At 44.3% G+C, this 26,587-nt stretch carries 20 protein-coding genes and 1 pseudogene; 17 read left to right on the top strand and 4 right to left on the bottom strand.

Annotation, left to right across the window (positions count from 1 at the left end):
* The first annotated feature begins 1,023 nt into the window (after positions 1 to 1,023).
* Together BJP37_RS19465 and BJP37_RS19460 are read left to right on the top strand one after the other, a co-directional pair.
* Positions 1,024 to 5,070: an SdrD B-like domain-containing protein gene (locus BJP37_RS19465; RefSeq protein WP_075901224.1), complete on the top strand. Its 4,047-nt coding sequence runs from the start codon at positions 1,024 to 1,026 to the stop codon at positions 5,068 to 5,070.
* Positions 5,071 to 5,590: 520 nt separating this feature from the next.
* Complete coding sequence (locus tag BJP37_RS19460) at positions 5,591 to 7,309, top strand: ABC-F family ATP-binding cassette domain-containing protein (RefSeq protein WP_075901222.1); 1,719 nt, start codon at positions 5,591 to 5,593, stop codon at positions 7,307 to 7,309.
* 93 nt (positions 7,310 to 7,402) lie between these two features.
* Here the strand turns inward: BJP37_RS19460 and BJP37_RS19455 are convergent, their stop codons facing one another.
* The 3 genes from BJP37_RS19455 to BJP37_RS41305 all read right to left on the bottom strand — a co-directional run bounded on the left by BJP37_RS19455 (position 7,403) and on the right by BJP37_RS41305 (position 10,299).
* Positions 7,403 to 8,350: a circadian clock KaiB family protein gene (locus tag BJP37_RS19455; protein WP_075901220.1), complete on the bottom strand. Its 948-nt coding sequence runs from the start codon at positions 8,348 to 8,350 to the stop codon at positions 7,403 to 7,405.
* A gap of 182 nt (positions 8,351 to 8,532) precedes the next feature.
* A complete protein-coding gene (locus BJP37_RS19450; RefSeq protein ID WP_075901218.1) occupies positions 8,533 to 9,858 on the bottom strand; it encodes a type IV pilus twitching motility protein PilT in 1,326 nt (441 codons plus the stop codon).
* A gap of 207 nt (positions 9,859 to 10,065) precedes the next feature.
* Positions 10,066 to 10,299: a hypothetical protein gene (locus BJP37_RS41305; RefSeq protein WP_198954363.1), complete on the bottom strand. Its 234-nt coding sequence runs from the start codon at positions 10,297 to 10,299 to the stop codon at positions 10,066 to 10,068.
* Between BJP37_RS41305 and BJP37_RS19445 the strand changes: the two are divergent.
* Positions 10,248 to 11,271 (top strand): annotated as a pseudogene (locus BJP37_RS19445) (IS4 family transposase). The gene BJP37_RS41305 and the pseudogene BJP37_RS19445 sit on opposite strands and share 52 nt — an antisense overlap.
* Positions 11,272 to 11,358: 87 nt before the next feature.
* On the opposite strand, the gene BJP37_RS36915 reads toward BJP37_RS19445, so the two are convergent.
* Complete coding sequence (locus BJP37_RS36915; protein WP_143727691.1) at positions 11,359 to 11,589, bottom strand: hypothetical protein; 231 nt, start codon at positions 11,587 to 11,589, stop codon at positions 11,359 to 11,361.
* A gap of 1,265 nt (positions 11,590 to 12,854) precedes the next feature.
* Between BJP37_RS36915 and BJP37_RS19440 the strand changes: the two genes are divergently transcribed.
* The 14 genes from BJP37_RS19440 to BJP37_RS19375 all read left to right on the top strand — a co-directional run bounded on the left by BJP37_RS19440 (position 12,855) and on the right by BJP37_RS19375 (position 26,156).
* A complete protein-coding gene (locus tag BJP37_RS19440) occupies positions 12,855 to 13,229 on the top strand; it encodes a hypothetical protein (protein ID WP_070396775.1) in 375 nt (124 codons plus the stop codon).
* 628 nt (positions 13,230 to 13,857) lie between these two features.
* Positions 13,858 to 15,462 carry a C-3',4' desaturase CrtD gene (crtD, locus tag BJP37_RS19425; RefSeq protein WP_229415373.1) on the top strand — a complete coding sequence of 535 codons (1,605 nt, stop codon included), beginning with the start codon at positions 13,858 to 13,860 and terminating at the stop codon, positions 15,460 to 15,462.
* Positions 15,463 to 15,591: 129 nt separating this feature from the next.
* Positions 15,592 to 16,503: a hypothetical protein gene (locus BJP37_RS19420; protein WP_075901212.1), complete on the top strand. Its 912-nt coding sequence runs from the start codon at positions 15,592 to 15,594 to the stop codon at positions 16,501 to 16,503.
* Between the two features lie 195 nt (positions 16,504 to 16,698).
* The gene (locus BJP37_RS19415; protein WP_075901211.1) at positions 16,699 to 17,625 is read left to right on the top strand and encodes an RpnC/YadD family protein; all 927 of its coding nucleotides are present in this window, start codon (positions 16,699 to 16,701) and stop codon (positions 17,623 to 17,625) included.
* 507 nt (positions 17,626 to 18,132) lie between these two features.
* A complete protein-coding gene (locus tag BJP37_RS36910) occupies positions 18,133 to 18,312 on the top strand; it encodes a hypothetical protein (protein ID WP_143727690.1) in 180 nt (59 codons plus the stop codon).
* Positions 18,313 to 18,969: 657 nt separating this feature from the next.
* Positions 18,970 to 19,275 (top strand): PqqD family peptide modification chaperone, encoded by a 306-nt coding sequence (locus tag BJP37_RS19410; protein WP_075901209.1) that lies wholly within the window; start codon positions 18,970 to 18,972, stop codon positions 19,273 to 19,275.
* Entirely contained in the window at positions 19,259 to 19,705 is a 447-nt protein-coding gene (locus tag BJP37_RS19405) for a lasso peptide biosynthesis B2 protein (RefSeq protein ID WP_075901207.1), read from the top strand. Before BJP37_RS19410 ends, BJP37_RS19405 begins: the two co-directional genes overlap by 17 nt.
* Positions 19,702 to 21,720: a lasso peptide isopeptide bond-forming cyclase gene (locus tag BJP37_RS19400; protein ID WP_075901205.1), complete on the top strand. Its 2,019-nt coding sequence runs from the start codon at positions 19,702 to 19,704 to the stop codon at positions 21,718 to 21,720. The genes BJP37_RS19405 and BJP37_RS19400 overlap by 4 nt, the downstream gene beginning before the upstream one ends.
* A gap of 119 nt (positions 21,721 to 21,839) precedes the next feature.
* Positions 21,840 to 21,995, top strand: coding sequence for a hypothetical protein (locus tag BJP37_RS41300; protein ID WP_198954112.1), 156 nt, complete (start codon positions 21,840 to 21,842; stop codon positions 21,993 to 21,995).
* A 232-nt stretch (positions 21,996 to 22,227) separates the two neighbouring features.
* Entirely contained in the window at positions 22,228 to 22,422 is a 195-nt protein-coding gene (locus BJP37_RS19395; RefSeq protein ID WP_075901203.1) for a lasso peptide, read from the top strand.
* Positions 22,423 to 22,515: 93 nt separating this feature from the next.
* Positions 22,516 to 22,713: a lasso peptide gene (locus tag BJP37_RS19390; RefSeq protein WP_075901201.1), complete on the top strand. Its 198-nt coding sequence runs from the start codon at positions 22,516 to 22,518 to the stop codon at positions 22,711 to 22,713.
* Positions 22,714 to 22,788: 75 nt separating this feature from the next.
* Positions 22,789 to 23,001, top strand: a complete 213-nt coding sequence (locus tag BJP37_RS19385) for a hypothetical protein (protein WP_229415372.1) — start codon at positions 22,789 to 22,791, stop codon at positions 22,999 to 23,001.
* Between the two features lie 402 nt (positions 23,002 to 23,403).
* A complete protein-coding gene (locus BJP37_RS19380; RefSeq protein WP_075901199.1) occupies positions 23,404 to 24,330 on the top strand; it encodes a hypothetical protein in 927 nt (308 codons plus the stop codon).
* 8 nt (positions 24,331 to 24,338) lie between these two features.
* Positions 24,339 to 26,156: an ABC transporter ATP-binding protein gene (locus BJP37_RS19375; protein ID WP_075901197.1), complete on the top strand. Its 1,818-nt coding sequence runs from the start codon at positions 24,339 to 24,341 to the stop codon at positions 26,154 to 26,156.
* Positions 26,157 to 26,587 lie beyond the last annotated feature (431 nt).

Raw genomic sequence — 26,587 nt, 5'->3', positions numbered from 1 at the left:
ACTCCCGACTCCCGACTCCCGACTCCCGACTCCCGACTCCCGACTCCCGACTCCCTCGCATAATTTTTCCAAAAACTTATACATTATCGAAACGCCAATATATACATATAGCTGAAATACTAAATATAGCAGTTGAGTGGTAAAACCCTTAATGTTCCCCCTTACCCAATCCCTATTTCCGTGTTTCCACAGTTACTTTAATGTGATGGGTGCATCTCAATGCATTCATTTAGATGCACCCTAGATACCCTAAGCCAATTGTTAAAATTTTTATTCCCTGCTCCTTGCTGGGTGTATCTCACTTTTGTAAATGTTGCGTAGGGTGCGTTAGGGGTGGGCGAGCCCTGATTTTCTGCCTCTTCGCCACCATTGAAATAGCCCAACCCGTAACGCACCACCGAGTCAAACAGCAAAAATGAGATGCACCCTCCTTGCTCCCTGTTCCCTGTTCCCTTTGGTATAGACATAATTGAAAATTAAACAAATTAATAAATAAGGCACTAAGCAGGCGCACAAAATTAATTACACATTTTTAAAAACTCAAAGCCTTACAATGTAAGGTTTATAGAGATTGCGAGTAGGTAATTAATTCTGTGTAGGTGCTTATCAGTAGAGGCGTTCCATGGAACGCCTTTCTTTATGTTTTTTTTATTATGAATAATTACTTATGCTCCTATGGTTGGATTAATGTGTCGTATTCAAATAAATTGTAATGGTTTTAATCAAGTATAAGCTCAGTTTAAAGTTTCTGTGAATTATCCCCAAACTCTAGTAATTGGTATTGACACCCATGGTCATCTTTTTCTACCATTGAGTAAATTAACCCCACAGCAATAATATAATCTTCTCTCACAATAAAATCACAATTACTGATTTTATTGGAATCAATAAACTACAGCAATAATAATAAAACTACCAATCAATACAACTATATAGTGGCCAGATTACTCAATAGTGGAATAGGCAAATACGATAAACAAAGTTAATTAACTTCAGTCAATCAATCCTAATAAATTTAAAATAATGACATTCTTTCATAACCGCCAACAAACCACAAACAGATTCCTACAATCCAGAAATTTTCAGGGTAATTATTTCCAGGGCAACATTGGTAGATTTGGCTTTGGTAGATTTGACTTTGGTGATCGCTGGTTTAATAATCATGGACATAACTGCTTTGACCTTGACGAACCTAGACGCTCTTTTAACTTCAATCCTGCCAATCACCAAACTGGTGAAATCGGCAACAAAGTCTGGCTTGATGCTAATGGTAATGGTCTTTTTGATCAAGGAGAAACAGGAGTTGAAGGCGTTAAGGTTACTTTGACTGGGGCTGGTAACGATGGCGAGTTTGGCACTAGCGATGATATCACCAAGGAGACAACCACTAATAACAACGGTAACTTCAACTTTAAAAACCTTGCTACCGGCGACTACAAGCTCACTTTCTCTGATTTACCATCTGATTTAAACTTCACCACAGCCAATGTTGGTAATCAGGAGTCAAAAGATTCTGACGTTATTGATCCCAGCACTGGTATGACAGATGTGATTACCTTAAAGGCTGGGGAAAGTAACAAGAAAGTTGATGCTGGGTTGGTAGAAATTCCAAAAGCAGAAATCGGCAACCAAGTCTGGCTTGATGCTAATGGTAATGGCCTTTTTGATCAAGGAGAAACAGGAGTTGAAGGCGTTAAGGTTACTTTGACTGGGGCTGGTAACGATGGCGAGTTTGGCACTAGCGATGATATCACCAAGGAGACAACCACTAATAACAACGGTAAGTATAAGTTTGAAAACCTTGCTGCGGGGGACTACAAAGTCACCTTCTCTGATTTACCATCTGATTTAAACTTCACCACAGCCAATGTTGGTAATCAGGAGTCAAAAGATTCTGACGTTATTGATCCCAGCACTGGTATGACAGATGTGATTACTTTAGAGGCTGGGGAAATTAACCATGAAGTTGATGCTGGGTTGGTAGAACGTCCAGCAGAAATCGGCAACCAAGTCTGGCTTGATGCTAATGGTAATGGCCTTTTTGATCAAGGAGAAACAGGAGTTGAAGGCGTTAAGGTTACTTTGACTGGGGCTGGTAACGATGGCGAGTTTGGCACTAGCGATGATATCACCAAGGAGACAACCACTAATAACAACGGTAACTTCAACTTTAAAAACCTTGCTACCGGCGACTACAAGCTCACTTTCTCTGATTTACCATCTGATTTAAACTTCACCACAGCCAATGTTGGTAATCAGGAGTCAAAAGATTCTGACGTTATTGATCCCAGCACTGGTATGACAGATGTGATTACTTTAGAGGCTGGGGAAATTAACCATGAAGTTGATGCTGGGTTGGTAGAACGTCCAGCAGAAATCGGCAACCAAGTCTGGCTTGATGCTAATGGTAATGGCCTTTTTGATCAAGGAGAAACAGGAGTTGAAGGCGTTAAGGTTACTTTGACTGGGGCTGGTAACGATGGCGAGTTTGGCACTAGCGATGATATCACCAAGGAGACAACCACTGATAACAACGGTAACTTCAACTTTAAAAACCTTGCTACCGGCGACTACAAGCTCACTTTCTCTGATTTACCATCTGATTTAAACTTCACCACTGCCAATGTTGGTAATCAGGAGTCAAAAGATTCTGACGTTATTGATCCCAGCACTGGTATGACAGATGTGATTACCTTAGAGGCTGGGGAAATTAACCATGAAGTTGATGCTGGGTTGGTAGACCTAACTCCTTCTGGATCAGTCCCGATTCTAGAAGATGGCACTTACCAACTTTCCAATCACCCAGATGGTAATGGTATTCATTATAAGGATGGCAGTCCTTATGGTCTAGTTATGACTGGCTTGTTGCGTGATGACTTGCAAAGCGGTGAAGGTGACTTCAGCCTGTTTAACTTCGAACATCCTGATGCCAATATGCGGATGAGTGTGAATGGAAACAAAATCCGGATCTTTGGTACGGCTTTTGCTAACTTAGATGCAAAAGACAACTTCGACAAATCCGACGACTACGATGATACCGATGGTTTGTGGCAAATTGACTTTACTTACCATCAGGATCACGTTAACCAAATCAGTGATGATGATGATTTATTTGTCGATAAGAACTTCGCTGGACAAAATACAGGTACTATCAAGCAACTGTATGGTAAGCAGCTTAAATTTGATCTGAGTGACTACGCTGGCCAGAAGGATTTCAGTTTCCAGCTTGGGAATGAAACCAATGATCAGGGTCATCGCAACTTTGATGGGATTTCTGGCTGGGGTTGGTTGAAGCACTCCAATGCTGAAGAATACATCCCTGATTCTGATTGGTTGTTTACAGTTAACCCGGACAAGCTGATTAACGAAGCACCTGAATTCACCAATCTGCCTCAGAATGGTATGATCCCTATTATCGAGGATGACATCAACGTAATTGATATCAATGCCACTGATGATTACGATGCTGAAGGCCAAGGGCTACAATACTCGATTGTCGGTGGTCCGGATCAAGACTTATTCAACATTGATCAAGATACAGGGGAGCTCTCTTTCAAAGATGCTCCCAACTTTGATAATCCTCTTGATCACGATGGTGACAACAAGTACAATTTCAAAGTACAAGTAACTGACTTGGATGGGGCATTTACCGATAAAGATCTCTCGGTGATGGTGAATCCGTTGCCTACCCCGAATTCTCCTCCTGATGCGGTGAATGACAGCGACAGCACCTTTGTTAACACCCCTGTCACTATCAATGCCTTAGCCAATGACTCTGACCCCGATGGGGATGCTATTTCGGTTATTTCCTTGAATGGTCAGTCTATCAGTACTGGTGAAACCATCAATACTAACAATGGTTCGGTCACCTTGCTGGATAATGGACAACTCAGCTTTACTCCCAATCCCGACTTTGTGGGTAACGAGAGCTTCACCTACGAGATCAGCGATGGTAACGGTGGTACTGATACTGCTACAGTAACTGTGGATATTCAACCGAACCCTGTACCTAACACTGGCACCATTGTTGGGTCAAGCTCCATCACTGAAGGCAGTAACGCTCATTATCAAGTCAAGCTAGATGGTGTGGTTGATGAAGACACTTATGTGACGATTAAAATCAACAACGGGACAGCGAATCTAGCGGACGGCTTCAGGTTAGATCGGGTTGACTACCTAAGCAATCCAGTTACCTACAATGTCCAACTTGGCGAAGAAGGTCAATTGTACACAGCAATTGATACCGACCGTTCTCAAGCCGGAGATGCCTGGAATGTTGGTTACACTGGTTTCTCTGGAAGCCTTTATGAGTTACCGGTAGGCGTGGACAGTCTGACCGATGACTTCCAAGTATCTGGAGCCGAGGGCAATCACCTTGTGGTCAAGATTGATGCTGGCAGCGATACCTCTAATTCCTTCACCATTGATGCTCTCAAAGAAATCCAGTTTGGTAAGTATTTTTCTGGCATCACAGCCACTGAAAGTACAGAGGACTTCAGCCTCACCATTGATAAGATCGGCGACAATGATGTGAACAGTGGTCACAAGACAATTGAGATCATAGACAACTACGCTGTCTACTCACCTATTGCCTTTGACCTAAATGGTGACGGGATTCAAACCCTAAGTATTGATAAAGGGGTTGAGTTCGACATGGTTAACTCCGGCGGCAAGGTTAACACTGGTTGGCTTTCTGGAGAAGATGGCTTCCTGGCCATTGACAATGATGGCGACGGTGAAATCAGCTCCCGTGCGGAACTATTCGGTGGCGGTGTCGGTGACGGCTTTGCCAAACTTGCTTCCTTCGACTCTAATGGCGACGGCTTAGTCAATCAAGATGATGCTCTGTTTGGGGAACTGAAGGTCTGGCAAGACAGCAACGAAAACGGTATCACTGACCAAGGTGAGCTACTTTCCCTTGAGTCTAAGGGCATCACTGACCTAAATACAGCTTACACCAATGTCTTCAGCACTGATGCTATGGGCAATATTCATGGTGAGCATAGTACTGCTGTGTTGAACGGTAACACTATCAAAATGGTGGATGTTTACTTCCAGGTTGAGGTTTAAGGCCGGGCGCGGGTAGGTTGGGAAGTCCGCGAACTAACGGTTGTTGTCTTCCCCACTCGCCCTTTGCCTCAAAACAGGGGTAAGAAAATTGACTGTACCTCATAACTATGAGAACTGCTCTATTTCTACCATGCCTTGGTAGTAGATTCCCGAAGATTCCGAAAAATACTAGGGATTAACCTTCTTATGAACTACAGTCATGATGAATTTTTGTTACGATCGCCAAAAACATCCTGGATCGTAAACTCTATCACTAGATTTATTGCATCAATCATCCTTTTGCCCCCCTAGCTCCCCAAGTCTGGGCAGGGGATAATCGGGGCTTGGCACCATTGATGCAAGAGGTCTACTGTAGGTGGCGGTTTCCAGGGATAATCTGCTGTAGATGGGAAAACTGAGAAGGACTAATGGTCAAAGGAACAGGGGAATCCCTGTCAGCCAAACTTCTCTAGTCAACCCGACAGCAACTTGGGATCAGGACTAAAAGTCCCCAGCTAAAATTTTCCTTGGAGACATCTTAATGCTGCGACTCGAACACATTAGTAAAGTATACCCCACTGGCGAAGTTCTAAAGGATGTCAACTGGGAAGTTAAACCAGGCGATCGCATTGGCTTAGTTGGCGTCAACGGTGCCGGGAAATCTACCCAACTAAAAATTATTGCTGGAGAGATGGAACCCACCAGCGGTGTTGTTATCCGTCCTGCCAGTCTTCATATCGCTTACCTCACCCAAGAATTTGAAGTAGACCCAACCCGCACGGTTTCAGCAGAATTCTGGACGGTATTTAAGGAAGCTAACCAGGTAAACGAGGAAATCCTACAAGTGCAAAACGCCATGGAAATGGCTGATGAAGCAGAATTGGAAGGACTGATTAGAAAGCTAGATAGGTTGCAGCGCCAATTTGAAGCCCTTGATGGTTATGGCTTACAAGCAAAAATTGACAAGATCTTGCCGGAGATGGGATTTGAGCCACAGGATAGCGATCGCTTAGTGAGTGCTTTCAGTGGTGGCTGGCAAATGCGCATGAGTTTAGGCAAAATCCTGCTCCAGAAGCCAGACGTCCTACTGATGGACGAGCCGACTAACCATCTTGACTTGGAAACCATCGAATGGTTGGAAAAGTATCTCAAGGGTCTGAAGACCCCAATGGTAATAGTATCTCACGACCGGGAGTTTCTTGACCGCCTCTGTACCCAAATTGTAGAAACCGAACGGGGTGTCTCGACTAACTACCTAGGCAATTACTCAGCTTATCTGCAGCAGAAAGCCGAAATGCAGGCAGCTCAACTGAGTAGCTACGAGCGTCAACAAAAGGAAATAGAAAAGCAGCAAGCCTTTATTGAGCGTTTCCGTGCTAGTGCAACCCGGTCTACCCAAGCCAAAAGCCGAGAGAAACAATTAGAAAAAACTGAACGGATAGAAGCCCCCACTGCTAATCTCAAAACCCTGAAATTCCAATTCCCTCCTGCCCCGCGTAGTGGTGTTGAGGTAGTCAAAATCAAGGATTTAGTCCATGACTATGATGACAAGATTTTATTTCTGGGAGCAGACTTGTTGATTGAACGGGGCGATCGCATTGCCTTCATCGGTCCCAATGGTTGCGGTAAATCCACCTTACTCCGGATGATCATGGGAATGGAACAGTCCACAGAAGGAATAGTAACACTGGGCAAACACAATGTCATTCCTGGTTACTTTGAGCAGAATCAAGCAGAAGCCCTAGAATTAAGCAAAACGGTCATGGAAACCATCCATGATGAAGTCCCAGACTGGAAAAATCAGGAAGTGCGTACCCTATTGGGACGGTTTCTGTTTACTGGGGACACGGTATATAAAAAGGTTGAGTCCCTTAGTGGAGGCGAAAAAGCCCGCCTGGCCTTAGCCAAAATGCTCCTTTCTCCCGCTAATTTACTAATTCTGGATGAGCCTACTAATCACCTGGATATCCCAGCCAAAGAAATGTTGGAGGAAGCACTCGGTACCTATGATGGTACAGTAATTATTGTTTCCCACGACCGCTATTTTATCTCGAAAGTGGCCAACAAAATAGTAGAAATCCGGGATGGCGAATTCTGCACCTATCTAGGAGATTACCACTACTATCTCGAAAAGATTGCCCAGGAAAAAGAAGAAGCTCGCTTAAAAGCGATCGCTGCGGCCAAAGCGGCTAAAAAAGCTGCCAATGCTAGCAAAAAGACTAAAAAGACCAAGAAGAAAGCTGCTGCTAAACAAAAGTAACAACAAAAGGACATATAGCAGTTCTCAATACCAAATTGAGAACTGCTATATTACCTATTACCTATTACCTATTACCTATTACCTATTAAAAGCTTATTGCTGAAGTGCTGAGGAGTCAACTATATTGCTGGTTAATCTCTGCAATACCTGATCAATATCATTCAAATCACCGATAATCCGCCGGACAGGCTCAGGCCATACTCTGAGTAGTGTTGGTGTCGCCGAGATCTGATCAGTTTCTGCCAGTTCTGGGTGCTTGAAAACATCAATAATTTTTAGGGTATAGGGATGACCTAAATGATTCTCTAACAACTGGTATAGACTCTTGAGAGTATACTCAGTCTCTGAACTATGTCCGGAAACGAACAAACGCAGGACATAGCTATGGGTAGGTTGTGCCTGGGAGTGAGACACATCAGGCAGGGACATCCTGGATAAATAATCAGGTTTGGTGACATCGGTGGCAGTCAGTGAGTCTGTACTATCAGTGGCAGACTTAGATAAACCCGGCAGCTTTTCCATAGCTCTCAAATGCTCCTGAGGTGAAGATCTGCCAGAGTTTTGGTTAGTAAACCTTTCTGGGAAAACCTCTTCTGTATCAGAGTAGGATAATGGTTCTGGGCGGTCAATGCGCAGGATCAAGTCATGGTTTTGCCAGAGTTGGGGAAACTGATTGCGATAAGTTTCTAGCACCGCCGGGTCACAGGACTCTTCCTCCCAAGGAGCTACTTGCCAAATCAGGTTGTCAGTGCCAAATACTGCATTTAACAATGCCTGATGATGTTGCACCAACCAATTAATTTCTGCTGACATACGCAACTGATTGGTTTGAGGGTCAATCCACCGATCAATGGTGGCAGTATATCCAGGGACTAAAAAATGAGGTGGCTCTGGTAACCCCAGTATTTCCTGTAAACTCGCACACAGATGCAGGTGCCAGTGACTCTGCTTATTAAAGTCAATGCTATACACTAGATCTTCCCCTGGTGTAAATATAGCAATACCTTTAAACAGTTGGGGGGAGGGGGTTTCATCCAGCATATGCTAGTACTATGTCGTCAATTTAGTTTGATACTTAAGGTTTTACTTTTTAGATGATAAGTGTTATTTTTGAGTTTATAAGTGTTAGGTTTTAGGGTTAGGTTTTAGGTCTTAGGGGTTAGGTTTTAGGAGTTAAGTCTTGATCCCTAATTCCTAATCCCTAATACAAGGGTGACTAATCCCTAGATCCGACCGCGCAACATCATTGCGATCTCGTTGGGAGTGGGTGACTTTTCTAAGGCAGTTTCCTCAGTAATACGCCCCTCTTGGTAAAGAGCGAACAAGGATTTATTTACGGTAACCATACCGTCAAATTCACTAGCCGCCATCAGTTGTTCAATTTCTTCGTATTTGCCCTTGAGGATGTAATCCTTAATAGATTCAGTATTAATCAGGATGTCATGAAACGCTGCACGCTTGCCATCGGTAGTACGGCACAACCCTTGGGAAATGACTCCTACTAGGGCTTCTGATATGGCCACCCGCATGGGAGCCTGTTCTTCTGGATTGTAGAGATTGAGAATCCGCTCAATGGTTTTCACTGCACTGTTGGTATGCAAAGTACCCATGACCAAGTGACCAGTTTGAGCAGCCTTGAGAGCTGTATTGACTGTTTCTCGATCTCGCATTTCCCCAATCAGAATCACATCAGGGTCTTCCCGCAAAGCGGCTTTCAATGCCCGGTCAAATTTACGGGTATGCATTCCTACTTCCCGCTGTTTAACCAGAGATTTGCGACTTTGGTGGATAAATTCAATCGGGTCTTCAATGGTAATTATATGCCGCGCCATATCTTTGTTCATATAGTCGATCATGGCGGCCATGCTGGTAGATTTTCCCGAACCTGTGGGACCAGTGACCAAAATGAGACCTTTATGGTAGTGACAGACATCTTTGAGGATTCCTGGCAACCGCAACTCCTCAAGGGTCAATATCTTTAGGGGAATAATCCGCAAGACCATTGCAGGACCAAGAAGGCTATCGAAGACATTAATCCTGACCCGACTAAACTCGTACTGAGTTGCCCCATCAAATTCCAACTCTTCTCTAAAGCGCCGGATTTCGTCATCAGTCATTACTTCCTTGAGCCAACAGTTAAATGTTGCGTGATCTGTTACTGGATATTGGGTTGGCTCCATTTCACCGCGACTCCGGAAACGGGGAGTTTCACCAACACCTAGATGAATATCAGACACTCCTTTCTCAAAGGCCTCACGGACAATGCTTTCTAAGCTTGACTGTCCAGGGGGCAGACCGATGCTATGGGGTTTCTTCTGGTGCTGATTGGCTGATGGTTTTGCTTGGACGTTAGTGGCTGAATTCTGACCTGTTGTGGGCACAGGGCGAGGGCGTGAGGCTACTGCGGCACCGGCTTGACTGCTTCTTGGAGCCATGGCTCTTGGTTGTGCAGGTCTCGATTGATTGCCTTGAGCAGATGCTGCTCTAGACGCTATATTCAAAGGCGGTGGTGCTGGTGCAATGCGGGGTGAGGGCTGTTGATCTGTCATCTTTCAACTACCAACTACAGTTGGGCTACGAGAATTTATTTTACAAACTCTTACTTAAAGTTTTCCCAACAGTTAGGGTTGATTATAACTTATAACAGTTCTACCGTAGGTAAGGGATTTTCGTCTTGGGTTAATGGCAGTAGGGAGTAGGGAGTAGGGAGTCGGAACCCACCCCTAACCCCTCCCAGGAGGTAGGGCTGTTTCAAACTAAGTTAAGTTAACGATTATTGGAGATAGGGGGATAGGGGGATAGGGGGATAGGGAAATCCTCAGTACAGGACAAAAAAGTTGAAAAGAAGAACAGGATGGGGTTTCATCAGAATTGAGGATAGCCATCAGAAACCCCATGAACCAAGAAGCGCGAATTAAAGAAAGCTCTCCAACCCCATTTGGGATGGCACGGAGCAAGAGTTTCGTTTCTTGCTCTGTTCTTGTTAGCATTGCTGAAAGTGAAAACGGTCAACCGAGCGTGAACTAGCATTGGGTTTCGAGTATTGGTTCGACCTCAGTCAAATTACAAACGACTGCAACGATTTTTTCGTGGGTTTGACTTGGACTACAAGGCGATTGGGAAAATCGTGGTCAGTTGGATGCAAATCCCCGAGCCTTGGATATTGAGTAATGACCGTACCACTTGGGAGTTGGGCAAACATTGCTACAATATTCTGACCTTAGGGATAGTCCATCAAGGAGTGGCATTTCCGGTGCTGTGGTGGATTCTTGATCAGAAAGGGAACAGTAATAGTGACGAGAGGATGAGGTTCATTGAGGAATTTTGCCAAATCTTTCCTGATGCTAGGATTTCCTTTGTGTGTGGGGATCGCGAGTTCGTGGGACAAGCCTGGGTGCGATACCTGCTACTAGAACCATCAATGGCTTTCCGATTGAGGATTCGAGCTACAGATCGGATTGAACGCAATGGGGTATCCTTGGCTGCTCGAGTGGTTTTTGCTCATCTACAGAAGGGTCAATCTCAAAGACTCAAGGGATTCTGTCGAGTTTGGGGGTGCCCCGTTAGTGTGGAAGCTCTACGTCTTGATGATGGCAAGTTGCTCGTTGTCATCAGTCCTGATGCGAGTGAAGAGCTTGTAAAAGATTATGCTTCCCGTTGGGGCATTGAGACTCTTTTTGGCATTTTCAAGACTCGTGGCTTTTGTCTCGAATCTACTCAAATGACCGTGCCAGAACGAAAGCGAAAACTTTTTGCTCTTTTAACCTTAGCTTTGTGTTGGTCGATGCTCACCGGAAAGCGTACTTCATCAGTTTCAACCTATTCCCATTAAGAATCACGGACGTAGGGCCAAGAGTCTTTTCCGTCTAGGTTTTGACCATCTGCGTCATCTTATCCTTAATCCTCAATCCCTTCATCAGTTCGACTTTCGGCAATCTTTACATTTTTTGTCCTGTACTTAGAGGGAAATCAACTAAAATTTCCCGAAAAATACCCAAATTTAGTCATTAAAATCTGACGAATTAGCCGCCTTCAATCAACTCAAATCACTAACAATTTGTTAACGGCCTTCGAGGAAGGGAACGATAAATTTGCCCAAAATCCTGAGTATTCGCGCCATTATTCTCCCCATCTCCCCATCTCCCCATCTCCCCATCTATTTTTGGCGAGAATGAAACAGCCCTGCTCCCAGGAGGGGAACGGGAGTCGGGAGTCGGGAGTCGGGGTAAGAAATTTGAGTGTACCTGATAAGTATAAGAAACCCTATACACCAATTTCATTTCTTCGAGCTATAAATGGTGATGAGGTGATGTGTTAATAGCACTATTTTTTGAAATTGGTCAGCTGTCACCATCTAATTGTTTGTTATTGTTTGTGATTGTTTATTTTTGAGTAAGCAGCAAAAACTCTAAAACCTTCTCCCCTGCTCAAAACTAGATTTAAGATCAGCGTGAGGGCGGGGCGCAATCCGTGAGGGCGCAAGCAAAGCGCCCCTAATATTCAAAGCACCCCTAAGATGAGGGTTGACCAAGGGACGGGGGGTAACTCCTAATCACAAATACCTAATATGAGTAATTAAGCGTAATTATCAGTAATTATGCTTAATATGAGAGTAAGCATTCAGCTATCAGCTATCAGCTATCAGCTAATGCGCTACGCGCACGCTACGCGAGGTGCTTTTGAATAAGCGATGCCTCAGGTGCGACCCGTGGCGAATTTAATTACGGGTCAAACGCACCATTACGGTCTTGGGGAGGCAGTGCGGTCTTGGGGAGGCAGCGCCGACCTGCGGGGGTTTCCCCCGGAGACAAAACCTTAGACAGTGGAGCCTTTATGGTTGGTAGGCTATGCAGAAAAGGGGGAAAACTTATTGATTAAGGCTCCACTGTCTTACGGTAAATTCAAACCACTCGCGCTTTGCATGGCTGACAACAGGTCAGCATTCGAATAATGCTGAGTTATATCACAGCGTTGAAGCCTGTGCCACAAACATTAAGCCTGTGCCACAAAGCTGACGGCTGACGGCTGAATGCTGAATGCTTACATATGAGAAAACTCCTCAATTTGGATAATATATATTAAGCAAATCATAACAAATGTTAAGCAAATCGGAGTCAACCCCTCACCCATCCTGATCCGATTCGGTGACCCTAGCTCCTTTTCTTGTTCTTGGGACTCTATAACTTATCTCTATAACTGATTCGGTCTATATAACTCTAACTATAACGCTATAACTGATTGGGCTTATTTCGGTCTATGTATCAGCGATGAAAAATTGGTTCATCTGTCTAATGGTAGATTATCGGTCTCTCTTAAGATAACCAATAATTTCCGGCTTTTAACGATTGTAACAATTTTGATACATAGGTCGGACGAGTTGACTGTAAACTTTTTTGACAAAAGGTTCATCTTCATCAAAATTTTACCTATACTGAAATTCACCTAGAAAATTTCAAATCAAAGAATTTACTCAAGGACAGACCCTGTCAAGTAAGGGCAGACACTGTCAATTCATTTTTTTTTAATGATTACTGGAGAAAACACCATGGCATTAACCACAAGTCAAAGCTTTACACAAACTGATTCATTAGCAGTGGTCAAAAGCTTTTTAATTTGGGCATTTACCTTGGCAGTTTGCTTACTGGTTGTCGGTTTTCCGTTGATTGTATTAATGGTTACCGCTGGCTCTCTGTTAGCGATCGCTCTACAATCGATTCTGCCGGTTAGTGCTGTATTACTAGTAGCAGGGAGTTTGATTGGAGTAAATGTTTTAGCAGTGATATTAGGTGCAGGAGTCTTAACCTTTAAGGGGGTTCATCCTAAGGAAGTTAGTTGGTTAAATTGGCTACATGGCGAGCCTGATCTGATCCAGACTCCGGTTTATGCGGCTTGCCCCCTAACCTGTAACATTATCCGATAGTTAGATAGACGGTGTCTGAGCTGACCCAAGTCTGGGAATGTTAACAATTGATGACCTTCTAGGATATCAAAAAAGGGTATAAGGTGTGGGAGTGTTTTCTCTTTTCCCTCTAAAGGTCATCAAGGGTCGGCTCAGCCCTCCTTCATAGATAGGGCTTCCAACCATTCCACGATTTTTTGTAATAAAGCCAAGCTTTGGTAAGTTGATTGGTTTTTCAGCAATTTTCCCGGTCTTGACCGGGTTTTTTGATGAGAACATTCAAGAGTATCCTACGAAGGGTGAACGGTTTTGGTTGCAGGTTGCAGGTTGCAGGTTTCAGGTTTCAGGTTTCAGGTTTCAGGTTGCAGGTTTGAGGTTTCAGGTTTCAGGTTGCAGGTTTCAGGTTGCAGATTGTAGGTTGCAGGTTGCAGGTTGGTTGAAGGTTAACGGTTGCTTCCCTAGCAATTAGCCATCTCCCCATCTCCCCATCTCCCCATCTCCCCATCTCCCCATCTCCCCATCTCCCCATCTCCCCATCTCCCCATCTCCCCATCTCCCCATCTCCCCATCTCCCCACTTCCGACTCCCAAAGAACATGGCTCAAGGTAGAATTATGATAAGAAACATTAAGAAATGCAAATAAAGCAGCATGGTAAGCACTCAGGGCGGTAAAGGTAAGGTAGAATACCCCAAGAAAGAATTCCCGCAGAAAAAAGTCCAGAAAAAAGTAGTAGTAATCGGCGCAGGGATTGGTGGACTAACCGCTGGAGCACTCCTCGCTCGCCGAGGCTACCATGTTGTAATACTAGACCAAGCCCTAGTACCAGGAGGATGCGCCTCTACCTTCAAACGTCGGGGCTTTACCTTCGATGTTGGTGCGACCCAGGTAGCTGGCTTAGAACCTGGTGGCATTCACAAACGCATCTTTGATGAACTGGAAGTAGAGCTGCCAGCCGCTACCCCCTGTGACCCTGCTTGTGCCGTATTTCTTCCTGGTGAAACTGAACCGATTAACATCTGGCGTAACCCGGAGCAATGGAAAACAGAACGACAACGCCAGTTTCCCGGTAGTGAACCCTTCTGGCAACTAATGGCAACCTTATTCAATGCCAGTTGGAAGTTCCAATCCCGTGACCCAGTGCTACCACCTCGTAATGTATGGGATTTGTGGCAACTAACCTCAGCAGTGCGTCCGGATACCTTAATTACCCTACCCTTTACCTTCATGACCGTAGCGGATGGGTTACGAGGATATGGCTTATATGACAATAAGCGTCTGAAAACCTTTCTGGATATGCAGCTCAAGCTTTATTCTCAAGTGGATGTTGATCAGACAGCACTGTTGTATGCAGCAACAGCCTTAGGAGTTTCCCAGGAACCCCAAGGGTTATTTCATCTCCAAGGTAGTATGCAAGTGTTAAGCGATCGCTTAGTAGAAGCCCTGGAAAAATGGGGGGGTAAGCTACTAATGCGCCACACCGTTGAACAAATCGAAACATCAGCTGGTAAAGCGACTGGTGTCAGGATTCGCAATCAGAAAACTGGGGAAGTTTGGACAGAACCAGCGGATGAAGTAGTTGCCAATGTTACGGTGCAAAACCTGGTCAAATTATTAGGTAATAATCTACAGACGTTGCCTAATACCTCTATGGCAGGCTACTCGATGGCAGGCTATAAGTATCGAGTCGATAAGTTACCTCCACCATCCGGTGCGTTTGTCATCTATCTTGGGGTAGATAAACGCGCAATTCCTGATGGTTGTCCTCCCCATCTTCAGTTTCTCTATGACTACGATGGACCAATTGGCGAGAATAATTCCTTGTTTATTTCGGTGAGTAAGCCAGGAGATGGACGAGCACCAGAGGGAAAAGCTACCATTACTGCCTCATCCTTTACCGATGCTGCCATGTGGTGGCGGGGATCCCAGCAAGACTATGACCGCTTAAAGGAAGAGTATACAGAAAATGCGATCGCACGTCTTAGTCAATACTTTGATTTAACACCAGAGACCATCATTCACCAAGAAGCAGCAACCCCTCGCACCTTTGCCCGTTATACTGCCAGAGAACAAGGCATTGTGGGAGGAATAGGGCAACGGATACCGACCTTTGGACCCTTTGGCTTTGCCACCCGCACACCTTGTAAAAGTCTGTGGTTAGTAGGAGACTCGACTCATCCAGGAGAAGGAACAGCTGGGGTAAGCTATTCTGCCCTTACCGCTGTACGGCAGATTGAGACATCATTTTGCTTGTAGGGGCGCAAGCCAAGAGTCCCTAGCTTGGGTGATGGGGTTTTGGTCTAAAATGTCAAGATCATATGGATCTGTTTTTGGCCAAACCAGCTGTGAAAGGCTACTAACACCAACCCCAAAGAGTTAGGATGAATGACCAGACAGCCTCATGATCAATTTGCCAAACAGTATCTAACGGAGTTGTTAACACCTCACGGTCAAGTAGAAGTCAGCCGAGAACTAACCAGTGAAGTTCGTCAAGTCGATATTTGGTTTCTACCAACATCTTCAACATCCACAGCAGCGCAGGAAATCGGATTGCTCGGTCAGATGACATCAACCGCCTGTTTGTTGGAACCGTTCCGCAATGCCACAGGGATCATGGCAGTGCGCAATTGCCTGCTGAAGTTGTTTGCCCTCTACAGTGACCTGCACCGCAAGGCACGACGAGAGCAAAACCCAATCAGTGAAACCGACTTGCCCTGTTTATGGATTTTGTCTCCTTCCTGTTCAGCCCAGCTGTTGAAAGGCTTTAGTGCAAAACTGAGTGATTCCGGTGATTGGGTTGCAGGAGTCTACTTTTTGCCTGAGTGGTTCAACACAGCCCTGGTAGCCATTAACCAGCTACCTGTTACCGAAGAAACCCTGTGGTTAAGAATTTTGGGACGCGATCGCACTCAAGAGCAAGCCATTAATGAGTTGCTAGAACTACCGGTCGGACACCCCTTACGGGGCAACATCTTAGAGATTCTGGCCAACTGGCGCATCAAAATAGAGGAAAGTGAAGATTTAACTCAAGACGAGAGGGAGTTAATTATGAATTTATCACCAGCTTATTTGCGTTGGCGGGAAGAAACCTTAGAGCAAGGAAATTTAGACGGACAGCGCCTGATGGTGGAGAATCTACTAGCAGGGCGGTTTGGCACTGTTGATCTCGAATTATCCCGAACCATTGAGCCTTTGATGCAGTTGCCGATAAAAGACCGTACTCAGGTGCTGCTTAACCTCTCCAACTTGTCTCGTCAGGAACTGTTGGAGAGGTTTGGAGACAGTCGATCGGATTGATACTCTGACCTTTCAATGGTATGGCGGTGGTATTTCGACCTCAGTTCGATGTCAGAAGTTCGGCTGGGGGGCTTTCCTTGCGCCCCTAGCTTGGGTAAAGGGGTAAAAGTCTCAAATGTCAAGATCCATGGGATCTGTTTTTGGTCAGTTGATCGGTGAAAGGCTACTAACACCAACCCCAAAGAGTTAGGATTAATGACCCGACAGCCTCATGATCAATTTGCCAAACAGTATCTAACGGAGTTGTTAACACCTCACGGTCAGGTAGAAGTCAGCCGAGAACTAACCACTGAAGTTCGTCAAGTGGATATTTGGTTTCTACCAACAGCTTCTGAATCCACAGCACCAAAGGAAATCGGATTGCTCGGTAAGATGGCATCAACCGCCTGTTTGTTGGAGCCGTTCCGCAATGCCACAGGGATCATGGCAGTGCGTAATTGCCTGCTGAAGTTGTTTGCCCTCTACAGTGACCTGCAGCGCAAGGCACGACGAGAGAAAAACCCGATCAGTGAAACCGACTTGCCCTGTTTATGGATTTTGTCCCCTTCCTGTTCAGCCCAGCTGTTGAAGGGCTTTAGTGCAAAACTTAGTGATTCCGGTGATTGGGTTGCAGGAGTTTACTTTTTGCCTGAGTTGTTCAACACAGCTCTGGTAGCCATTAACCAGCTACCTGTTACCGAAGAAACCCTGTGGTTAAGAATTTTGGGACGCGATCGCACTCAAGAGCAAGCCATTAATGAGTTGCTAGAACTACCGGTCGGACACCCCTTACGGGGCAACATCTTAGAGATTCTGGCCAACTGGCGCATCAAAATAGAGGAAAGTGAAGATTTAACTCAAGACGAGAGGGAGTTAATTATGAATTTATCACCAGCTTATTTGCGTTGGCGGGAAGAAACCTTAGAGCAAGGAAGGGAACAAGGCAAGGAACAAGGCAATTTAGAGGGACAGCGCCTGATGGTGGAAAATCTACTGGCAGGGCGGTTTGGCACTGTTGATCTCGAATTATCCCGAACCATTGAGCCTTTGATGCAGTTGCCGATAAAAGACCGTACTCAGGTGCTGCTTAACTTGTCTCGTCAGGCACTGTTGGAGAGGTTTGGAGAGAGTCGATCTGATTGATGCTCTGACCTTTCAATGGTATTGCGGTGGTATTCCCCTTATATTCCAGTATCACTAGGTCTTGACTGACGCAAAACTGGTTACCAAACCCACTTATCTCATAGGGGCGCACGCCGTGGGCTCCTAGTTGCTGTTTTTATTTACCACTGCAGCTACCAGAACACTAGCTCAAACCTAACGGCTGTTATCAGGTTTCCAAATGAGATGTAAACCTGTATCGTCTTTTTTTCTTGGACGATAAAAATCTGTATCTCTTTCCCATCTTGCCTTTTGCCTGTTGCCTGTTGCCTTTTTCAGCAATTCGTGTGTTTACAACCCAGATACAAACGCGCTTATCTATTCCCGTAGCGTGCGCGTAGCCCATAGGCTGTTAGCTTCACTAACCTTATATAGCAGCAAAAGTTTTTCTGAAAAACTGTCCGGAATTTACTAGCAAGGGAGAGAACATTTAATTGAAGGCAAGGAAAAATTAACGTGATTACAACATCAAGTTAATTAGAGTTAATTATGAATTTATCATCAGCTGATTTCGGTTGCTCTGAACCAATGTTACAACAGGTTGCTCCAAATGTGTGGGGGATTGTCTATCGGATTAAAATGCGATCGCTCTTTAACTCCACCTCCAACCTAGGAAATTTACTTTTATCCCATAAAAGAGTTTTACTCGTTACATCATCAAGGGGATAATTTCCATAGTTTTATATCTTTTTTTATTAATTCAATAAAGAATTAAAGTTTTAGTAAAATATCCGACAATTCGGTTAACGATAGCCTGAATTAGGCTACAGTTAAATTAAATAAAAAAATACCTTAAATTTACGGTAGCATTACTTCCTATAAATTCGGCTCTTATTCATAACAGTATAAATGCTGTAATTAGATGAATAACAATATTCACAAACTATTCACACCATTTTTATACATTTTAATTGTGAATATAGGCGCATAAAAATAGGTCGAAATAGGGAGATAGTAGACCGGATTTTGCACAAGTGGTTCGGACTAAAATTTAAATGCCTAATTGCTTTAAGCAATTATAAACAATTCTAAATAGGTGGCGAACTCTAGCGGGAGGAGCATGACCACACTACCAATCATTTTGGGTTTATGGATTTTCACAACTCGTTTATAAACCCTATATCAAGCAATACTAGCTTACTACGAACTCCTCAAACTGATCAAATTGTTCATCTACTATACCATGACTTTACTAAAAGTAACAACAGTCAGGGCTAATCAACCATAGGAATCTGGGGAATTACTCTCAATCCATTAACTATAAGCTCAGATAATTCCCTGACTAGTTTTATAGAACAGCAATAATTACTTGGAGAATAAAAAATCATGAGTTTGGATTGTACTATCTCAAAGTCTTCAATTGTAGTAGCAACTCAAGAGCAACTATCTTCTGATATTGGAGAAGAAGCAATCATCCTCGACATGAAGTCCGGAGTTTACTATGGCTTGAATACCGTAGGTGCTAGCATCTGGAATCTGATCCAGGAACCGAAAACTTTAGACGAAATTCGGGATGCACTGCTAGCAGAGTACGAAGTTGAGCCAGAAAAATGCGATCGCGATCTGTTGGCATTACTCCAAGAATTCGCAGCAGTTGGGCTAATAGAGGTAAAAGATGAAGCAGTTGCGTAAGTTCTTGCGCCTTACTAGTAGAGAACGTCAACTTGTAATTAACACGTTCATCTTACTAGGATTAATCAGACTAGGGCTATGGTTACTACCATTTCAGACATTGCGGCGACTGATAGCAAAAATCAGTCAGCCATCACTTCAAGCTCAAGGCGTAAACCAAACTAACCTAAGCAAAATTGTCGGAGCTGTTAATCTTAGCAGTCGCTACATGCCAGGTGGTGTCAAGTGTTTAGCTAGAGCATTAACCACACAAGTACTGATGAGTCGCTGTGGTTACTCCCCTCAACTCAGAATTGGAGTTGCCAAAGGGGAGGGAGGAAAATTAGAAGCTCATGCATGGGTGGAAAACCAAGGACAAGTTGTGATCGGCTATCTCAAAGACCTTTCACGGTTTACTCCACTACCATCGTTTAAAGGAGGCAAACTATGAGTGGCATTGTCGGGATTTACTACCTCGACCAAGAACCAATAGACCGGGAAAATATTGGGCAAATGTTAGATATCCTTGCCCACCGGGGACCCGACGGAGCAGATATCTGGTGCGAGGGGTCTGTTGGTCTCGGTCATCGGATGCTGTGGACTACCCCTGAATCGCTGCTGGAAAAGTTACCTCTAGTTAATCACTCCAGAAATCTAGTGATTACTGCTGATGCTCGGATTGATAATCGAGAGGAACTGATTGTTGCTCTAGAGTTGAACCACCTTCCAGCAGAAAAAATTACCGATAGCCAACTGATCTTAGCCGCTTATGAAAAATGGGGAGAGCAGTGTCCAGAGAAACTATTAGGTGACTTTGCCTTCGCTATCTGGGATAAGCACAAGCAAATCCTCTTCTGTGCTAGAGACCATGTTGGGGTTAAGCCTTTCTATTACTATCACCAATCCGGTCAAGGGTTTATTTTTGCCTCCGAAATCAAAGCACTCTTCTGTTTACCCTTCGTGCCAAAGCGTCTTAACGAAGTCAGGATGGCTGACTATGTCGCCCTGATGATGGAAGACAAAGTTATCACCACTTATGACCAGATTCTGCGGCTTCCTCCTGCTCACACCATGGTTGTTAGTCAGTCAGGGATAGAGCTAAACTGTTACTGGTCTCTAGACCCCAATCGTGAGCTGATCTTAGACTCAGACGAAGCCTATGCTAAAGCATTTCGTGACATCTTTACCGAAGCAGTTCGTTGTCGTCTCCGTAGTGCTTTTCCCATTGGTTCTCACTTGAGCGGTGGATTAGATTCTTCCTCAATCACTTGTGTCGCCAGGAAACTACTAGCTGAAGCAGGAGATGCTCAACTCCACAGCTTCTCCAACATTTTTGACAAAGTGACTGAGTGTGATGAACGTCCCTTCATCAATGCCGTTTTAGAACAGGGTGGGCTAATTCCCCACTATGTCCATGCTGATCAGTTTGGTCCGTTGTCAGACGTTGACGAGATTTGGCAGTATGAAGACGAAGCCTTACTTGGTCCAAGTCATCATTATCCTTGGCGACTGAATCAAGCTGCTCAGCAAGCAGGGATGCGAATTGTTTTAGATGGTCTCGATGGCGATAATGTCGTGTTTCATGGTGTGTCTAGACTGACAGAATTAGCCCATCAAGGAGAGTGGGAAACCTTTGTCCAGGAAGCTGAGGCATTTTCCGAACATTTTGGTAACTCACCCCAAGCCTTGCTTAAACACTACAGTATCCTACACCTAAAAACCCTCGCCAAGCAGTTTCGCTGGATTGCTTTTGCTAAAGCTGTACATCAGATTCACAAGCGTTTTGGCATCTCCCGTAAGCACCTGTTGCTCAATCATGGAGTCAAGGCGTTAGTTCCGGAAGCAATCAAGCAACTTTGGCGAAAGTGGCGCAGACAAGACAAGTCAGCTAGTTCTGTTGCAGCTTTAGTTAACCGCAACTTTGCTGAACGCATTGGTATGGATCAGCGTATCCACGCATTGGACAAATCCGATCAACCATCACTAACGGTCAGAGAAGACCACTGGCGTAATCTAAGCCAAGGTATATTTCCCCTGATTCTAGAGCAGCTTGACCGCTACAATGCTGCATTTTCCCTCGAAGCTCGTCATCCCTTTATGGATAAGCGGCTACTTGAATTCTGTCTAGCACTACCTTCCGAGCAGAAACTCTACCAGGGATGGAGTCGGATGGTATTGCGTCGTGGGATGGCTGATATTTTACCAAAAGCTGTCCAGTGGCGAGGAGGCAAAGCCCATATGGGTCCAAACTTTATTCACGGTCTGCTCACCGTAAATCGTCAGGTATTCGACGACGTGATCTTGAATAAGCTTGAACTCATTGAAGGGTACGTTGACACAGACTTTCTGAGACAAGTTCATCGACGCATGACCTCAGGAGGCAGGGTGCGAGAAAAAGACTGCATGACAGTCTGGCAGGGAATCATCTTGGCCTTGTGGCTTGACCGCACTCAAGTGACACCCTAACTCTAACTTGGCAGGGAATCTGCTTGGGATTGTGGTTTGGGCACAACCTTTGAAACACCGTAAGTCCAATTTAGGCTGTAACTACCGTAAATTACTATCAGCAAAAGGAAAGTAAAACCATGCTAAAAACCTACACTACACCAGAGATGATTGTTCACGGCACCATTGAGCAGCTCACCGAAATCAATGGACCTGATCACATTTCAGATGTCTTGATTGTCGGTGGTCAGGTGATCGCTCAATCAGATGACTCACAGAGCATCACCCTACCATAGTGATGTTACGGCTCAATCAGATCACTCATAGAGCATAAACTGCACTACTGAGGATTGTGTTGAGTCTATACAACCGTAACAGGATTACTACTGGTGATAGTGAGTAATTAGCGATGCAGCGCGGTCTTGGGGGTTTCCCCCATGAGCGACTGCATCAAGACAGTGAGTAATTAATAGTTTAAGTCAGGGTGTGACTACCTTAAACCACAATAAGTACAACAAAAGTAACACCATGCTAAAAACCTACACTACACCAGAAATGATTGTTCACGGTTCTATTGAGGAGCTCACCGAAATCGCTGGACCTGATCGGATGGCCGATGTCCTGATTTTCAATGGTGATTTGAATAATCCCCAGGCTATATCAGATGACTCAATCAGCCTAGACTGCGATAACAATGGTAATTGTGATCCCTTCAAACAATAGAAACAGGATTACTACTAGTGATCGTGATTAATCAATAGTTTAACTCAGGGTGTGACTACCTTAAACCACAATCAGTACAAGGAAAGTAACACCATGCTAAAAACCTACACTACACCAGAAATGATTGTTCACGGTTCTATTGAAGAACTCACCGAAATCAGTGGTCCTGATCGGATGGCAGATGTCCTAATTTTCAATGGTGATTTGGCTAATCCTGCGGCTACATCAGATGATTCAATGAGCCTAGACTGCGATAACAATAATAATTGTGATCCGTTCAAACTACAGTAACAGGATTACTACTAGTGATGGTGACTAATCAATAGTTCAAATCAGGGTGTAACTACCTTAAGCTAGCATCAGCAAATGGAAAGTAACACCATGGAAAAGAGCTACGCTACTCCAGAGAGAATGCTTCACGGCACCATTGAGCAGCTCACCCAAATCACTGGACCTGATGGTTCGTTCGATGTCCTGATTTTCAATGGTGATTTGGCTAATCCCCAGGCTACATCAGATCACTCATACACCCTAGACTGCGATAACAATGGTAATTGTGATCCGTTCAAACAACGGTAACAGGATTACTACTAGTGATGGTGACTAATCAATAGTCTTTCCTCAGGGTGTGACTACCTTAAGCTACCGTCAGCAAATTGGACCTTGCAAGATGGCCGATGTGCTGATTTTCAATGGTGATTGTGAACCTTTTAAACTACAGTAACACAATTACTACTGGTAATTCTGAGTAATCAATATCAGTAGCGCTATCACCAAAGGCGATAAAGGCATTATCTACTACTAAATTATCTACTACTAGCAAGATCATCTTTAGGCAACTCCCACCTCGATTGCCTAGCACTCCCCAACTCGTTAGTCCTGCAAAACTGACTCAGCAGAAGGGTCTTGGCTAGAGTTAGGGGACGCCTTTTCTGCTATCAAGTTCTCCGATCAAGTTTAACCTGCTCCTAAGTATCAATTATGTACATCTATACGGCCTACAACCTTTGTATTCACTCAGAGATCCCCTTACCCGAGCTGATGGAGTCTGATGGACCCCCTGATGTAATCATACGTTTAGGGAAATTGAGTCATCTTCCTCCAAAAACAGCCAATTGGAGCAACCGTGTCCTTGGGGAATTGCATGGCAAAGCAAAGGTATTGATTGAAGATGGGCGAGAGATTACTATCGAACCTGTGACAGGAGCGGACAACTCCAAGCTAAGCCCTAACATTCTTGGAGCTTGTATGTCTGTGGTGCTCAGACAGCGGGGATTGCTAGTACTCCATGCTAGCAGCATTGTGGTCAACAATCAAGCGATCGCATTCATGGGTGGGTCAGGCTGGGGTAAATCCACCTTAGCAGGAGCGTTTCATCGGAAGGGTTATCAGGTAATAACTGATGATGTCATGCCTGTCAACCTTGATGACGGTTATCCTTTAATTATTCCTAGCTTCCCTCAGATTAAACTTTGGCCATCAGCAGCGGATTCTCTAGGACACAATTCAAAGAACTTACCTCCTCTTTACCCGAACGCACCAAAGCTTTCCTACACATTCACTGATGGGTTTCAAGGCACTGCTGTACCCCTGAAGCGGCTCTATGTATTGGCCAAGGGAGACCAACATCAGATTACCAAGCTAACGCCTCAACAAGCTTTCCCTGAACTCATCCGTCATAGCCGTGATGTAGATGTGCTAATCGCTCCAGACTGTGTCAGTACTCATCTGAGTCAGTGTGCCAGTCTGATCAAGACTGTATCTATTAGCCGCTTCACCAGAAAGCCTAATCTAATGGAACTTCCTGATCTAGTGGCCTTGGTGGAGAAAGATATCGAAGAATTAACTACTTCTGATAGTAGTAAAAAAGATCGCCTCAATAGTATACTTCTAACCTCTAAACTTTAGCACAAAAAATGGGAGCAGGCAAAACTTTAAGAAAAAAAATCCAGCAAACATTACGCCTTTTGCCTGCACTGCGTCTAGTCTGGCAAAGCAGTCCCTTTTGGACAGTAGCTCGCGTAGGAATTTTGCTGGTTCAGGGGATATTACCTCTACTATCAATTTATCTTACTAAACTAATAATTGATACCGTAACTGACGGATTACTTAATGCTGATAAACAAGCCGTCTTTCGTGATGTTTTACTTTTCCTAATCTTAGCTGGTACAGTTACGCTTGTCACTACTCTTTGTAACTCGTTAGGTGAAGTAGTCAATACTGCTCATTCTCAGCGAGTGACTGACTACATGCAAGGGATTATTCAGGATAAATCCCTAGAAGCTGACTTAGAGTACTACGAAAATCCCCGATACTACGATACATTACAAAGAGCTCAACAAGAAGCGCCCTACCGACCGCCCCGAGTTCTAAATCGTCTCACACAGATAGCTCAAAATAGTATTTCCTTGTTAGCGATGGTGAGTTTATTACTCTCCCTCCATTGGGGAATTGCTGGAATTTTATTTATTGCTGCTATGCCCGCGATGGTGGTGCGGGTAAAATACTCGAGGGTTATCTATCGTTGGCAGCGTAAAAAAACACCCATGGAACGGCAATCCATGTATTTGGGTTATATGCTAACCTCAGACCAGTTTGCTAAAGAAATTCGCTTGTTTGATTTAGGGGTTTTCTTCACTGACTGGTATCGTCGCATCCGAGAGCAACTTTATAAGGAAAAAGTAGCCATTGCCACTGGACGCTCCTTTGCTAACTTCGGTGCTCAAGCCGTTGCAGGAATGTTAATCTTTTCTGTCTATGGCTTTATTGTCTATCAAACTGTTCATGGGGATTTGCGCTTAGGAGATTTAGTGCTGTATCACCAAGCCTTGCAGCGGGGACAAAATAATATTCGAGCGTTACTAACTAGTATATCTGGTCTTTATGAAGATAACTTATTCTTAGCTAACCTCTACGAATTTCTGGATCTAAAACCTAACGTTGTTGAACCAACGTATCCCAAACCAATTCCCCACTCCATGAGCCGTGGTATTGTTTTCGATCATGTTAGTTTCCAATACGGTACTACAACTCGTCAAGCACTTAAAAACATCAACCTCACGGTGCGACCAGGGGAAACTATAGCGCTAGTGGGAGAAAACGGTTCCGGTAAAACAACCTTAATTAAACTCTTGTGTCGTTTGTACGATCCAACCGCTGGCAGCATCACCATTGATGGGATTGATATCCGCAATTTTAAAATAGCTGACTTACGCCGCCAAATCAGTGTGATTTTCCAAGACTACGCTAAATATAATTTCACCGCTAAGGAAAATATCTGGTTAGCTGACATTGATTTACCACGAGATCACGAAACTATTATTGATGCTGCTCGTCGTTCTGGTGCTGATGATGTTATCACTAGTTTGCCCCAAGGGTATAATACCATGCTGGGGAAATTATTTGACCAAGGGGAAGAACTTAGTATTGGTCAATGGCAGAAAATAGCCTTAGCACGAGCTTTTTTACGAGACTCTCAGGTGATTGTATTAGATGAGCCTACCTCTGCTATGGATCCTAAGGCAGAATACGAGGTGTTTATGAAATTTCGTGAACTGATCGAAGATCAAGCTGCTATTCTGATCACCCATCGCTTATCTACTGTAAAAATGGCTGACCGGATCTATGTGATGGACCAAGGTTCAATTGTAGAAAGCGGTACCCATTCGGAACTGATGCAGTTAGATGGTACTTATGCCCATTTGTTTGAAACTCAGGCTAAAAATTATCGCTAACTTGAAGGTAAGCTATCAGCTATCAGCTATCAGGGTAAGCGCAAGAAAAAAATGCCCATAATGTGCATTGGGTGGATATCGGTTGATCGTGGCTCGAAACCCCTATAATCTCGTAGAACTGTACTCGCAATAGAATTAATTTGTTGAGAATGGCGCGGTTTTTTTATCAATAAGCCTAGGCTTATTGATTCTTGCGCTTACCCTGCTATCAGCTATCAGCTATCAGCTATCAGCTATCAGCTATCAGCTATCAGCTATCAGCTATCAGCTATCAGCTATTAGCTATCAGCTATCAGCTATTAGCTATCAGCTATTAGCTTATGGGTCCGATGCGTCGTTCGCACAGCGTGGCCAAAGGCCAAAGCCTGTGCCACCTTACTGTTCGCGCAGCACCTCAAGTAGCGCAATCGGTGCTTTTGAATAAAATAAGC

Origin of the sequence: Moorena bouillonii PNG (assembly GCF_001942495.1) — a bacterium.
GTDB lineage: Bacteria > Cyanobacteriota > Cyanobacteriia > Cyanobacteriales > Coleofasciculaceae > Moorena > Moorena bouillonii.
Note: the sequence above shows the minus strand (reverse complement) of the source record. Positions and strands in the feature narration are given on the sequence as shown.